Origin of the sequence: Streptomyces sp. SP17BM10 (genome assembly GCF_036322405.1) — a bacterium.
Lineage (GTDB): Bacteria > Actinomycetota > Actinomycetes > Streptomycetales > Streptomycetaceae > Kitasatospora.
In genome coordinates this window covers 62121-75116 of record NZ_JAQYXB010000642.1, presented here as the reverse complement: position 1 = coordinate 75116, position 12996 = coordinate 62121, and the positions used below count along the sequence as shown (strand labels likewise).

The following is a 12996-nucleotide window of genomic DNA, read 5'->3' as shown; positions in this document are numbered from 1 at the left end:
AACAGGCTTCGCGGGGGCCCGAGTCGATAGTGTGCGGTGCGGGCCCGCGCAGGCCGCGGCGCGCCGCGCGCCGGGCCCGTACCAGTCGCCGACGAGAAGAGGTTCCCGATGGCTTCGCAACTCTCCGACCGTGCCAAGGCCCTGATCGACGCCAAGAGCTTCGCCGTGGTCTCCACCATCCAGCCGGACGGCAGCCCGCAGTCCTCCGTGGTCTGGGTCAAGCGCGACGGCGAGGACGTCCTGTTCTCCACCGTCGAGGGGCGCCGCAAGCACCTGAACCTCCTCAAGGACCCGCGCATCACGCTCCTGGTCAACCCGCCGCAGAGCCCGTACGAGTACTTCGAGGTGCGCGGCTCGGTCACGATGACCACCGAGGGCGGCCGCGAGCTGATCGACGAGCTCGCGCACAAGTACCGCGGCGAGGAGGTCTACAACTTCGACGGGCCGGACGACGTCCGGGTGGTCGTGCGGCTCAGCCCGCGCAAGGTGGTCGGCAACATCTGACCCTCCTCCGGGGCCGCCGGCCCGTCCGCGGGGTCCGTCGGCCCGCCGTTCACCGGGAATGTGACCGGGAATGTGGCGGGGCACCCCCTCGTGCCCACTACGCTTGACGCTGTGAGCATTCGCCTGTACGACACCAGCACCCGCCAGGTACGCGACTTCGTCCCGCTTGTACCGGGCTGTGTCTCGATCTACCTGTGCGGCGCTACCGTCCAGTCGGCGCCACACATCGGGCACATCCGGTCCGGGCTCAACTTCGACATCATGCAGCGGTGGTTCGCCTACCGCGGCTACCAGGTGACGTTCGCCCGGAACGTCACCGACATCGACGACAAGGTGATCGCCAAGGAGCGCCAGCTCGGCACCCCGTGGTGGCAGATCGCCTACGAGAACGAGCGCGCCTTCAACGACGGCTACGCGGCCCTCGGCTGCCTGCCGCCGACCGTCGAGCCGCGGGCCACCGGGCACATCCCCGAGATGATCGAGATGATGCAGGGCCTCATCGCGAAGGGCCACGCCTACGCGGCCGACGGCAACGTCTACTTCGACGTGCGCTCGTACCCGGACTACCTCGCCCTGTCCAACCAGAAGCTGGCCGACCTGCGTCAGCCCGAGGGGGAGGGCGAGACCGGCAAGCGGGACCCGCGCGACTTCGCGATGTGGAAGGCCGCCAAGCCGGGCGAGCCGAGCTGGGAGACCCCGTGGGGCCGCGGCCGCCCGGGCTGGCACCTGGAGTGCTCGGCGATGGCCCACAAGTACCTGGGCTCCGCCTTCGACGTCCACGGCGGCGGGCTGGACCTGATCTTCCCGCACCACGAGAACGAGATCGCCCAGTCCAAGGCCTACGGCGACGACTTCGCCAACTTCTGGGTCCACAACGCCTGGGTCACCATGGCCGGCGAGAAGATGAGCAAGTCGCTCGGCAACTCGGTGCTGGTCTCCGAGATGGTCCGGCGCTGGCGGCCGATCGTGCTGCGCTACTACCTGGGCGCACCGCACTACCGCTCGATGATCGAGTACAGCGAGGAGTCGCTGCGCGAGGCCGAGGCCGGGTTCGCCCGGATCGAGGGCTTCGTCCAGCGCACCGTCGAGCGCTTCGGGAACGTCGACGCGGCGCCCGAGGTGCCGCCGGCCTTCGCCGAGGCGATGGACGACGACCTGGGCGTGCCGCAGGCCCTCGCCGTCGTGCACACCGCCGTCCGCCAGGGCAACAGCGCCCTGAACGCGGACGACAAGGAGAACGCGGTGGCGCGTCTGGCCGAGGTCCGTGCGATGCTCGGAGTGCTGGGCCTCGACCCGCTCGACCCGCAGTGGGCCGGGACGGAGCGCGGCGAGGACCTCCACGGCGTGGTGGACTCGCTGGTCCGCCTGGTCCTGGACCAGCGGCAGGCCGCGCGCGAGCGCAAGGACTACGCCACCGCGGACGCCATCCGCGACCAGCTCGGCCTGGCCGGACTGGCGATCGAGGACACCCCGTCCGGCCCGCGCTGGACGATCAACAACCAGTAACCCCATCTGACGATCGGGGTGAGGGTGGGCCGTGCCGGACCGGTGCGGCCCTCCCGCATGACGTAGCGCATGCCGTCGGCCGCCGCCGGACAGAACGGGGCGGCCGGGCATGCCGGACAGACAGGAAGTACAGCCATGGCCGGCAACAGCCAGCGCAGGAACCGCCGCAACCCCGGATCGAAGAAGGGCGCGTCTGTCGGTACCGGCGGGCACAGCCGGAGGGCGCTCGAGGGCAAGGGCCCGACCCCGCCCGCCGAGGCGCGCAAGGGCCACCCCAAGCAGCGCGCCGCCAACGCCGCGGTCAAGCGCGAGCGCGACGCCAAGGCCCGCGCCGGCATGCGCCGGGCCGGCGGCGCCGGTCGCGGCGGCCGCGGTGGCGCGGGCAGCGCCGAGCTGGTCTTCGGCCGCAACTCGGTGGTCGAGGCCCTGCAGGGCGACGTGCCGGCCAACGCGCTGTACGTCCAGCAGTTCATCGACACCGACGACCGCGTCCGCGACGCCTTCCAGGCCGCCAACGACCGCGGCATCCCGCTGATGGAGGCCCCGCGCCCGCAGCTGGACCAGATGACCGGCGGGATGAACCACCAGGGCCTCGTGCTCCAGGTGCCGCCGTACGAGTACGCGCACCCCGACGACCTCCTGGTCGACGCCGCCGACGCCGGCCAGGACGCGCTGATCATCGCGCTGGACGGCGTCACCGACTCGCGCAACCTCGGCGCCGTCGTCCGCTCCGCCGCCGCCTTCGGCGCCCACGGCGTGGTCATCCCCGAGCGCCGCGCGGCCGGCATGACCGCCGGTGCCTGGAAGACCTCCTCGGGCGCCGCGGCCCGGCTGCCCGTCGCCCGCGCCACCAACCTGACCCGCACCCTGGAGGCCTACCAGAAGGCCGGCCTGATGGTCGTCGGCCTGGCCGCCGACGGCGAGGCCGAGCTGGGCGACCTGGACGTGCTCACCGGCCCGGTCGTGGTCGTCGCGGGCAGCGAGGGCAAGGGCCTGTCCCGGCTGGTCTCGGAGACCTGTGACATCCGGGTGCGGATCCCGATGTCGGGCCTGACGGAGTCGCTGAACGCCGGCGTCGCGGCGGGCATCGTGCTGTACGAGGCCGCGCGGCTGCGCGCCAAGCGCTGAGGTTCCGCCGCGGTTCCGCGGTTCCGCGGCGGTGCGGTTCTGCGGTTCCGCGGTGGTGTGGTGCCGGGGTGAGTCCCCAGCACAGGACGTGACCGGCGCGCAGGGGATCTTCCGAATCCTCCGCAAACCGGGTGAGAAGCGATCGGGCCCGACCGGGTCCGATCGCTTTTCTCATGATCACTTCAAGTGTGCGCCGGACATCCACCCGGGAGAGTGTCCTAAGCGGCCGTCACCCGGTTAGACGGGGCGTGGACACCAGAACACAACGGCGGCCCCTGTTCGGCGGCGGCAGTACCGGGATAGACGCGGACCCGGGCCTCAACACCGTCAAGGTGGAGTCGGACCCGGCCCGCCTCAGCAGCACCCAGGCCAGCTTCCGGCTCCGGCTCGGCGCCCCCGTGGCCCCGCTGATCGACGCCCCCGCCGGACTGCTCTCCACCGGCGCCGCGTTCGGCGACCCCTACGCGACCCAGGGCCTGATCCGCCGTCCGCTGGTCACCCCGCAGGTGGTCGTGCCCGCCTCCGCCGTCCCGGCGATGGCGGGGGCCGCCGGGGGCGGGGCGCCGCGCCGAAAGGGCCGGGTCACCGCCGTCACCTGGACCGGCCAGGCGCCCCCCGGTGACCTCGCGGCCACCCGGCTCCTGGAGGCCGTGCGGCTCAGCGGCTCCCCGGGCGGCGTCGGCCTGGCCGAGGACGACACCCAGGTGATCCCGGGCCTCGCGGGCGCCCGGACCGTCCCGCGGCAGCCGCGCGAGGGCGCCGGCACCGCGACGGACGCGGGCGTCGGCCCGATCGGCGCGCCGCAGGGCTGGACCCCGAGCGGCGAGCTGCCCGAGGTCTGCGCCGCCGACGCCGAGGGCAAGCAGCCCTGGTACCCCGGCCGGCGGGTCGACCTCGGCCTGGTGCTCCTGCCGCTGCGCGCCGTCCTCGGCTCGCTGTCCGTCTACGCCGGGTTCAGCAAGCTCTGCGACCCGGTGTACTTCGACGGCGGCGAGCGCGGCTCGATGATGCGCTGGCTGGCCTCGCTGCACCCGTGGAAGGTGGCCGAGCCGCTGCTCGCCTTCGCCATGGCGCACCCCGTCGGCTCCGGCCTGGTGGTGTCGTTCACCGAGATCGTGGTCGGCGTGCTGACCGTCCTCGGCCTGTGGCAGCGGCTCGCGGCCGGCGCGGCGATGCTGCTCTCCGCGGCGCTGCTGTTCACGGTCAGCTGGCGGGCCGTCCCGGTGTACGACACCCCCGACCTGATCTTCCTGGCCGCGTGGAGCCCGCTGCTGATCGCCGGGGCGCCGTTCGCCTCGCTGGACGGGCGGCTCAACCTGGAGGCCTGGCGGCGGTACGGCTCGGGCGCGCCCGGGGCGTTGCGCCGCCGGGTGCTGCGGCGGGGCGCCGTGGTCACCACGGTCGTCGTCGGCCTGACCCTGCTGCTCGGCTCGATGCTCGGCGCGGCGGTGCGCACCAGCGCCCGGCCGGCGCACCAGGCTCCGGGCCGGCCGACCGGCGACTACGGCACGCCGGTCTGGCCGAGCGGCTCCCCGTCGGGCGCCGCGGGTGGCCAGGGCGCGTCCACGCAGCCCGCACCGGCCGGGTCCCGCCCGGCGACCCCGACGGCCAGCCCGACCGCCCCGGCGTCCTCGCCCGCGGCCTCGCACCCGGCCACCCCGACGCCGAGCGCCAAGCACTCCACCAAGGCCGAGGGCGGCCAGAGTTCGGCCGCGGCGTCGGCCCCCACGTCGGCCGCGCAGCCGGGCGGCGGGACGCCCGCCCAGCGCTCCACCCCGGCCCCGGCCGGTTCGGGCACGGGATCCAAGCCGAGCCCCAACGGCTCGGGTTCGGGCTCCGGGCTGCTGGGCGGCGTGCTCGGCAGCGGTCCGCTGGCCGACCTGTCGGGCGGCGGCCACTCCAGCCGGCCGGGGACGCCGACGGCGACCTGACCGGGTCGGGCCCGGTCCGGGGTGGACCCGGTCGGGCCCGGCCGGGGTCGATCCGGGTGGGGACGGCGGTCGGCCGGGTGCTCCGTGGGGGAGCACCCGGCCGACCGTCCTTTTCGCGTGGGCGGCAGGGTTACCGGGGAGCGCGGCCCGCGCCGGCGGCGAGCTCCTTGGCGGCCTCCGTGAGGTCCTTCGCGGTGTCGATCGCGCGCCAGTAGACGCCCTGCGGCAGCTGGTAGCCCGCGAGCCGCTTGCTGCGGGCGAGTTGGGGGAACGTGGTGCGCTCGTGGTCGCCCACGTCCGGCAGCAGCTCGGTGAACTCCGGGCTGAAGACGTACAAGCCGGCGTTGATGAGGAACGGCGACGGCGGCGCCTCGATGAAGTCCAGCACGTTGCCGAACTGGTCGGTCTCCACCGCGCCCCACGGGATCCGTGGCCGGGCCAGGGCGAGGGTCGCGACGGCGTCCCGCTCGTGGTGGAAGGCGGCCATGTCGCGCAGGCTGAAGCGGGTCCAGATGTCGCCGTTGGTGGCGTACCAGGGCTCGTCCGGGCGGGGCAGCGCCCTGGCCGCGTACTTGAGTCCGCCGCCGCGCCCGAGCGGCTCCGCCTCGACGACCGTGCGCACGCGCAGCGGCAGGTCCGCCTTGTCCAGCCACTCCTGCAGGACGTCGGCCAGGTGCCCGCAGGACACGACGACGTCCGTGACGCCCTCGGAGGCGAGCCAGGCCAGCTGGTGGCCGAGGATCGGCGTGCCCGTGCCCGGGATCTCGACCAGCGGCTTCGGGCGGTCGTCCGTGTAGGGCCGCAGCCGGGAGCCCTGGCCGCCGGCCAGGATGACGGCCTGCGTGACGGGCGTCGTGGTCGGCCGCGGCGGCTGGACCTGCTGGGCCTGCTGGGGCATGGGGGCGGCGGCGGGGCCGGAATCAGCGCTCATGCCTGAACAATAGGCGCGCGGACGGAGGTTGGAGCCCCGCTGCGGTTGCGGTTGCGGTTGCGGTTGCCGGCGGTGGCGGTGGCGGGTGCTCGGGCGTCAGCCGGTGATGCCCGCCGCGAACGAGCCGTCGCAGACCGGGCGGGCGAACGAGCGGGCCCGCTGGACGTCACCCTGGTACTTCTTCACCGTCGCCCGGCCCAGCTCGGTGGCGAGCGAGGTGCAGTACGGCGTCAGGGCGGGCTGCTCGCGCATCGAGCGCTCGAGCAGGTCCAGCGCGGCGGCCGGGCTGTGCTCGCGCAGCTCGTCCAGCATCGCGACGCGCAGCGCGTCCTGCGGCGCCAGCCCGTCCGGCGTCTTGCCGGTCGCGCTCGCGGTCCGTCCGATGCCCGCGCCGTCGCCGCTGGACGCCGCGACGACCTGCTGGTCTAGCCCGGTCGGCGGGGCCCACGGGACGCGGGTCACGGCGAGGGTGCCGGTGGTCACCAGGACGACGGGCAGGGTGAGGGCGACGGTCTGGCCGATACGGCGCAAAAGCTGCTTCACGTTCAGGAGATTAGCGGTGGGTGCGCTCCGGATCGCCCTCCGTTACACCATCGAGTGACGACGTGTCCGGGTTCGTCCCGTCACCGTGTTGACGCGGGGGTGTACGGACGGAGCCCGCCGGACCGGGGAACGGTCCGACGGGCTCGTGTCGTGCTGGTCGTGCGGGTCGCTCAGCTGCTGAGGCGGGCACCCGTGCTGGTGGAGAACACGTGGGTCTCGTCGGCGATCGGGACGACGTGGATCGTCTCGCCGCGGGCCGGGATCTGCCGGCCGTGCACGCGGACCACGATGTCCTTGTCCTCGCCGCCGATCTTGGTGGTGCCGTAGACGAAGCCGTCCGAGCCGAGCTCCTCGACCACGTTGACCGTCACCGCGACGCCCTCGATGCCGCCGGCCGGGACGATCTCGAAGTGCTCCGGGCGGATGCCGACGGTCACGGTCTTGTCGAGGCCGGCGCCGGACAGGTCGTCGCGGGAGATGTTGACCACCGAGCCGCCGAACTTCACGCCGCCGTCCACCAGCGGCACCTCGACCAGGTTCATGGCCGGCGAGCCGATGAAGCCGGCCACGAAGAGGTTGGCGGGCTTGTCGTACATGGTGCGCGGGGTGTCGACCTGCTGGAGCACGCCGCCCTTCAGCACCGCGACGCGGTCGCCCATGGTGAGCGCCTCGGTCTGGTCGTGGGTCACGTACACCGTGGTGATGCCCAGGCGGCGCTGCAGGCCGGCGATCTGGGTGCGGGTCGAGACGCGGAGCTTGGCGTCCAGGTTCGACAGCGGCTCGTCCATCAGGAAGACCTGCGGCTGGCGCACGATCGCCCGGCCCATCGCGACGCGCTGGCGCTGACCGCCGGACAGCGCCTTCGGCTTGCGGTCCAGGTACTCGGTGAGGTCGAGGATCTTCGCGGCCTCCTCGACCTTGGTGCGGATCTCGGCCTTGTTGACGCCGGCGATCTTGAGCGCGAAGCCCATGTTCTCCGCGACGGTCATGTGCGGGTAGAGCGCGTAGTTCTGGAACACCATCGCGATGTCCCGGTCCTTGGGCGGCAGGTGGGTGACGTCCCGGTCGCCGATCCGGATGGCGCCGCTGTTGACGTCCTCCAGACCGGCCAGCATGCGCAGGCTGGTCGACTTGCCGCAGCCCGAGGGGCCGACCAGCACGAGGAACTCGCCGTCCGCGATCTCCAGGTCCAGCGCGTCCACGGAGGGCTTGTCCGCCCCCGGGTAGACGCGGGTCGCCTGGTCGTACGTGACAGAAGCCATGGTTGAGCTCTCCTTCACCGGCAGGAACGTGCCGGACGATCCGAGTAAAGGGGGGTGTCGTTCGTCTCGCCGCCCCGCCCAGTGGTCTGGACCACCACACGAACCGGCTCCCGGCGACGCTACCTGCGCCTCCGCCGCTTGTCAGCCCCCTCCGGTCCGATTTCCGCATCGTTTCCATCACGCCCGCCCCGGCCGCCAACCCCCGGATATCCCCCCACCCCGCCACCCGCGCCCGGTAGACTGCCCCCGGTGCCGCCGTGATCCATCGCGGACGGCCACCGTGCCTCCTTAGCTCAGCTGGCCAGAGCACCGCTCTTGTAAAGCGGGGGTCGTCGGTTCGAACCCGACAGGGGGCTCAGCGTCAGACATGGCAGAAGGGCCAGTTCCGCCGGGGGTTCCGGGGGAACTGGCCCTTCGTCGGTTGTCGGTGCGGGTCGGTCAGGCGGGGAGGGTGAGGGTGGCTTGGGCGCCGCCGGTGGGGTGGTTGGCGAAGGTCAGGGTGGCGCCGATGACGCGGGTGTGGCCGGTGGCGATGGTGAGGCCGAGGCCGTGGCCGCGGCCGCGTTCGGGGGCGTTGGTGCGGAAGCGCTGCGGGCCGTCGTCGAGGAGGTCGTCGGGGTAGCCGGGGCCGTGGTCGCGGACGGTGATGCGGTGGCCGTCGACGTGGAGTTCGACCGGGGCGGCGCCGTGGCGGTGGGCGTTGACGACGAGGTTTCCGAGGATGCGGTCCAGCCGGCGCAGGTCGGTGCGCACCTCGGCGTCGGCGGTGACCGTGACGTCCACGTCCAGGCCGGTGAGCGTGACGGTGCGGCGCACCGCCCGTTCCAGGGGGACGGCGCAGAGGTCCGGGGTCTCGACGTCGGCGTCGAGGCGGGAGACCTCCAGGAGGTCCTCGACGAGGGCGCGCAGCGCCTGGACCCGGTTCTGGACGAGCTGGGTGGGCCGGCCCGGTGGCAGCAGTTCGGCGGCTGTGACCAGGCCGGTCAGCGGGGTGCGCAGTTCGTGGGCGACGTCCGCGGTGAAGCGTTGCTCGTCCGCGAGCCGCCGGTGCAGCGAGCGGGACATCTGGTCGACGGCCGCCGCGAGGTCGGCCACCTCGTCCCGCCCGTCGACGAGTTCGCCGATCGGGGTGTCCGTCCGGCCGGCGGCGATGCCCCGGGCGGCGGTGGCCGCGGTGCGCAGGCGGCGGCTGATCCGGTCCGCGACGAGCACGCCGGCCAGGACGGTGGTGAAGACGGCCGCGACGACGGTGAGCAGGATGATCCGGTCGAGGTCGGCGATCGCCCGCCGGTCCTGGGTGAAGTCGATCCGGACGGAGAGCACGGCGTTCTGCACCGGTCCGGCCGCCCACATGGTCTCGCCGTCCGGTCCCGGCGCCAGCAGCGTGCCCTGCCGGCCGTCGGCGGCGAGCGCATGCAGGCGGGTCGGCAGCGCCGGGTCGTTCAGGGCGGCGCCGCGGCCGGCGACGTCGCCGTTGCGCGCGTACGCGGCGAGCGAGGAGTCGAGGGCGGTGAGGGCGGTGGCGCGGGCCTGGTCGACGTGCTGGCGGATCATCGCCTGGTGGACCAGCAGGCCGACGGCCACCGCGACCAGGACCGAGATCGTGGCGACGGCGGTGGCGATCTGACGGCGCAGCGTCATGCCGGCCGCCGCAGTTTGTAGCCGAACCCGCGGACGGTCTCGATCCGGCCGGCGCCGATCTTGGCGCGCAGCCGCTGCACGTGGACGTCGACCACGCGGGTGTCGGCGCCCCACTCGTAGTCCCAGACGCGTTCGAGCAGGGTGGAGCGCTCCAGCACGACGCCGGGCGCGGCGGTGAACTCCAGCAGCAGCCGCAGTTCGGTGGGGGTGAGCGGGACGAGGCGGCCGTCCACCCGGACCTCCATGCTGTCGGTGTCCACCTGCATGCCGTCGAAGCTGCGCAGGGTGGAGGAGACGGCCGCTGCGGGGGAGCCCACCGCAGGCGGGGAGACCACCACGGCCGGGGAGGGGGAAGGGGGCGGCACGGGGGCGGCGGGGAGGCCGTCCTCGGCCGGGGCCGGGACGACGCGCATCCGCCGCAGCACCGTACGGATCCGGGCGACCAGCACGGCGCTCTCGAACGGCTTGACCACGTAGTCGTCCGCCCCGGCCTCGAGCCCGGAGACGACGTCCACCGGGTCGGTGCGCGCCGACATCATCAGGATCGGCAGCTGGCTCTCCTCGCGGATCCGCCGGCACAGCCCGACGCCGTCGAGGAGCGGCAGCATGACGTCCAGCAGCACGAGGTCGGGCCGCACGGCGTGGAACGTCTCCAGCCCCTCCAGGCCGTCGGCGGCCGTGAAGACGGGGAAGCCGTAGCGTTCCAGGGCCATCCGGGTGGCCTCGCGGATCACCTCGTCGTCCTCGACGATCAGGATGCGGGGCTGCGCGGGCGTCTCGGCGGTGCTCATGGGTGGTGAGGCTAGGGGGTCGGGGTTCACGGCTGCACTCCCGGGAGGGCGGGCGTCGGCCGGGCGGCGGTCCTGGGGGCGAGCGGGGAGGGCAGGGCCGTCGGGGTCGCGGTCGGCGCGGCCGGCTGGGGGACCGGGCGGGACGGACCGGGGGCGCGGCCGCCCGGGGGCACGACGGACGTCACCGGATCCGGCGCGTCGGCCGGGCCGGGCAGCCGGCCGGTGCCCTCGAACTTCTGCTCCAGCCTGGCGAGGCGGACGCCGTCCCACCGGTAGTGGGTGGTGGTCTGGACGGTGGCAGAGGTCTGCTCGTGCAGCCAGAGGTCGGTGCCGATGGTCTCGGCGCTGAACAGCGGCAGCAGCTTGACCCGCAGGATCGGCACGAGCCGGTCGTCGACCAGGGCGTAGACGTGCAGCACGACCTGCTGGGGGACGGCCACGGCGGTGATCAGTTCGGGCTTCCCGTCGCCGGTGAGGTCGCGGAACTCGGGGCTGCGGACCGCACAGCCGGTGCACGAGCCGAGGGCCGGCCGCTCCTCCGCGTTCACGTCGGGGTCCTTGGTGAGGACGGCGCGGACGTCGACCGCGGTGATGTCCCGCCCGGGGACGATCAGGTCGGGGACGGGCTGCGGCGGCGCCTGGGACGCGGAGGCGGTCTCGGTGGCGGCGGTGGACGGCGGGGACGGGGTGTTCAGGCCGGGCCAGAGCGGCTGCGCCCGCGGCGACGGCGTCACCGGCTGCGACGGGCCCTGGTCCTTCAGGCCGCCGGGGTCGGCCCGGCCCACGACCAGGGCCGCGGCCAGCGCGCCGAGGACGGCCACGGCCGCGAGGGCGGCCGCCGGCGCGGCGGCGCGCCGGCGGCGGGTCGGGGATGCTGCTGCCACGTCGGTGCTCGCCTCCTGGGATGCCTGGGCGTGGGGGACACCGCGCGGGGACGGAGCCGGTGTGTTCGAGTAGGTCGTGCCCGGGGCGGCCGGTGGTTCCCGCACGGCCGACCGGGGCCGCTTCAGGCCAGGTCGGCCAGGACGACGATGTTGTCGGTCCAGTGGCCGTCCGGACCGATACTGCCCCCGCACGTGATGAGCCTGAGAACCGGGGCCTGGGTGTTGCCGTAGACGGCCTCGGTCGGGAAGCGGTCCTTGGCGGCCTGGAGCAGCGAGCGGACCTTGAAGTCCGCGGTGGTGCCGTCCGCGCGCCGCACCTGGATGAGGTCGCCCGGCCGCAGCTGCGGCACGCGCCGGAAGACGGCCGGGCCGTGGACGGTGTCGTAGTGCCCGATGAGGACGGCGGGGCCGGTCTCGCCCGGGGTCGGCCCGTTGCGGTACCAGCCGACCTCCTGGGCCCGGTCGGCCGTCGGCACCTGGACCGTCCCGTCGGCGTTCAGGCCGAGGCCGGCCACCGGGGCGTCGACGCCGGCGGACGGGATGAGCAGGCGGGTCGGCTCCGAGGCGGGGAGGGCCTTCGGCGTGGCGGGCGCGGTGGTGGCGCCGGTGGCGCCAGGGGTGGACGCGGCGGGCCCGGAAGACGGACCGTCCGTCGCGCTGCCGTGTGCCGAGGACTCGATCCGTACGACCGGCGTCTCCTGGGACCTGAGCGCCACCGACGCGCCGAGCACCAGGCACAGCAGCCCGACCGCCCCCACGACGGCTCGGCGCACCATGCCGGGCCGGCGCCGTGGCCCGCGCCGCCTCCGCCGTCCGTGCCCGTGTCCCTGCCCGTGCTTCGGTACGGATCCCCGTCCCCGGCCGGCCGCGCGCCGCCGGCCGGCCGGTGCCCCGTGAGCGGCCGGGGCCACCCCGGCGCCGCAGCCCCGCACCTGGCCAGGCGGGGCGGCGGTGCCGGGGTGCCCGGCGGGCTCGGGGCCGGTGTCAGCCGCGCGCACCGGAGCGGCGACGCAGGAGGGCGAAGCCCAGCGCCCCGGCACCGACGGCCGCGACGGCACCGCCGGCGGCCAGGGTCAGGCCGTTGCCGTCGGTGGCGGTGGACCCGTCCCCGGCCTGGGCGGCGCCCTTCGGGACCTCGCGGACCTGCGGCTTGGCGTCCTGGGGACCGGCCGGCGTGGGCGCGGCGGTGGGGGTCTTGGCCGCGTCGGCGGCGGTCGGCCGGGCCGGGGCGGGCACGGTGCCCTTCGGCACCACGACTGAGCCGGAGGCGGCGGTCGGCGTGGCGGTCGGGACGGCCGGGGCGGCCGGGGTGGCGGTCGGGACGGCGCTCGGGGTGGCCGTGGGCGCGGCCGCGGCGGGGGCCCCGTCGGCCCACGCCTGCCCGCCGGTCAGGGCGGTCAGCAGCGCGGCCCCGGTCATGGCGCAGACGGCCAGGACGCGGTGGCCCGGGGCACGATCGGTACGGTTCCTGCTCATGGGGTGCTCTCCTTCGTCGGCATCGTCGACGCTCGTCGTCGATGGTCGGCACTGACGTCTGCCCCCGGCGGCTGCACCAGCGGCTGTCATCGACGTCGGTCGTCGGCGTCCGTCCTCGACGTGTTCCGGCCCTTGCGGCCGGTGCGTCGACGGAGACGTTAGGGAGCCCGTGTCGCGGTCCCCGGCCGGTCGCGTCACGGCGGTCCATCGGCTTCGTAACGTCCCGGACGGCGTTCGTAACGCCTCCGACGGCCTTCGTAACGAGCTCCCCGGGGCCCTGTGACGAAGGCCGGGTAACAGTCCATAGCCCTCGGATCCCACCCGACTCCCCCGGATCCCACCCAACTGCCGTCACGCAGAAGGAAACCTCCCCCCGCCTTGAACCAACCAGCCCGCCCC

The 12996-nt window shown here is 74.4% G+C and carries 12 protein-coding genes and 1 tRNA gene; 5 read left to right on the top strand and 8 right to left on the bottom strand.

The genetic code is table 11. The features are described from left to right. Nucleotides 1–108: 108 nt before the first annotated feature. The 4 genes from PUR71_RS28370 (at nucleotide 109) to PUR71_RS28355 (ending at nucleotide 5069) form a co-directional block, all read left to right on the top strand. Nucleotides 109–504 (top strand): PPOX class F420-dependent oxidoreductase, encoded by a 396-nt coding sequence (locus tag PUR71_RS28370; RefSeq protein WP_329929990.1) that lies wholly within the window; start codon nucleotides 109–111, stop codon nucleotides 502–504. A gap of 111 nt (nucleotides 505–615) precedes the next feature. Further along, a complete protein-coding gene (cysS, locus tag PUR71_RS28365; RefSeq protein WP_329929989.1) occupies nucleotides 616–2010 on the top strand; it encodes a cysteine--tRNA ligase in 1395 nt (464 codons plus the stop codon). 135 nt (nucleotides 2011–2145) lie between these two features. Next, the gene (gene rlmB / locus PUR71_RS28360; protein ID WP_329929988.1) at nucleotides 2146–3138 is read left to right on the top strand and encodes a 23S rRNA (guanosine(2251)-2'-O)-methyltransferase RlmB; all 993 of its coding nucleotides are present in this window, start codon (nucleotides 2146–2148) and stop codon (nucleotides 3136–3138) included. Between the two features lie 248 nt (nucleotides 3139–3386). Beyond that, on the top strand, nucleotides 3387–5069 hold the full coding sequence (locus PUR71_RS28355; protein WP_329929987.1) for a DoxX family membrane protein: 1683 nt from the start codon (nucleotides 3387–3389) through the stop codon (nucleotides 5067–5069). A 130-nt stretch (nucleotides 5070–5199) separates the two neighbouring features. Here PUR71_RS28355 and PUR71_RS28350 read toward each other — a convergent pair whose 3' ends face one another. The 3 genes from PUR71_RS28350 to PUR71_RS28340 form a co-directional block, all read right to left on the bottom strand. Beyond that, on the bottom strand, nucleotides 5200–5967 hold the full coding sequence (locus tag PUR71_RS28350) for a nucleotidyltransferase family protein (protein ID WP_329930207.1): 768 nt from the start codon (nucleotides 5965–5967) through the stop codon (nucleotides 5200–5202). 129 nt (nucleotides 5968–6096) lie between these two features. After that, nucleotides 6097–6543 (bottom strand): hypothetical protein, encoded by a 447-nt coding sequence (locus tag PUR71_RS28345; protein WP_329929986.1) that lies wholly within the window; start codon nucleotides 6541–6543, stop codon nucleotides 6097–6099. 170 nt (nucleotides 6544–6713) lie between these two features. Further along, nucleotides 6714–7805 (bottom strand): ABC transporter ATP-binding protein, encoded by a 1092-nt coding sequence (locus PUR71_RS28340; protein WP_329929985.1) that lies wholly within the window; start codon nucleotides 7803–7805, stop codon nucleotides 6714–6716. A gap of 282 nt (nucleotides 7806–8087) precedes the next feature. Here PUR71_RS28340 and PUR71_RS28335 point away from each other — a divergent pair. Next, nucleotides 8088–8161, top strand: a tRNA-Thr gene (locus PUR71_RS28335). Between the two features lie 82 nt (nucleotides 8162–8243). Here PUR71_RS28335 and PUR71_RS28330 read toward each other — a convergent pair. The 5 genes from PUR71_RS28330 to PUR71_RS28310 all read right to left on the bottom strand — a co-directional run bounded on the left by PUR71_RS28330 (nucleotide 8244) and on the right by PUR71_RS28310 (nucleotide 12597). Then, complete coding sequence (locus PUR71_RS28330) at nucleotides 8244–9446, bottom strand: sensor histidine kinase (RefSeq protein WP_329929984.1); 1203 nt, start codon at nucleotides 9444–9446, stop codon at nucleotides 8244–8246. Continuing rightward, nucleotides 9443–10237, bottom strand: a complete 795-nt coding sequence (locus tag PUR71_RS28325) for a response regulator transcription factor (protein WP_329929983.1) — start codon at nucleotides 10235–10237, stop codon at nucleotides 9443–9445. The genes PUR71_RS28330 and PUR71_RS28325 overlap by 4 nt, the downstream gene beginning before the upstream one ends. A gap of 26 nt (nucleotides 10238–10263) precedes the next feature. Continuing rightward, on the bottom strand, nucleotides 10264–11121 hold the full coding sequence (locus tag PUR71_RS28320; protein WP_329929982.1) for a hypothetical protein: 858 nt from the start codon (nucleotides 11119–11121) through the stop codon (nucleotides 10264–10266). Between the two features lie 122 nt (nucleotides 11122–11243). Beyond that, complete coding sequence (locus tag PUR71_RS28315; RefSeq protein ID WP_329929981.1) at nucleotides 11244–11897, bottom strand: class F sortase; 654 nt, start codon at nucleotides 11895–11897, stop codon at nucleotides 11244–11246. Nucleotides 11898–12105: 208 nt separating this feature from the next. Then, nucleotides 12106–12597, bottom strand: coding sequence for a hypothetical protein (locus PUR71_RS28310; RefSeq protein WP_329929980.1), 492 nt, complete (start codon nucleotides 12595–12597; stop codon nucleotides 12106–12108). Between the last annotated feature and the right edge of the window lie 399 nt (nucleotides 12598–12996).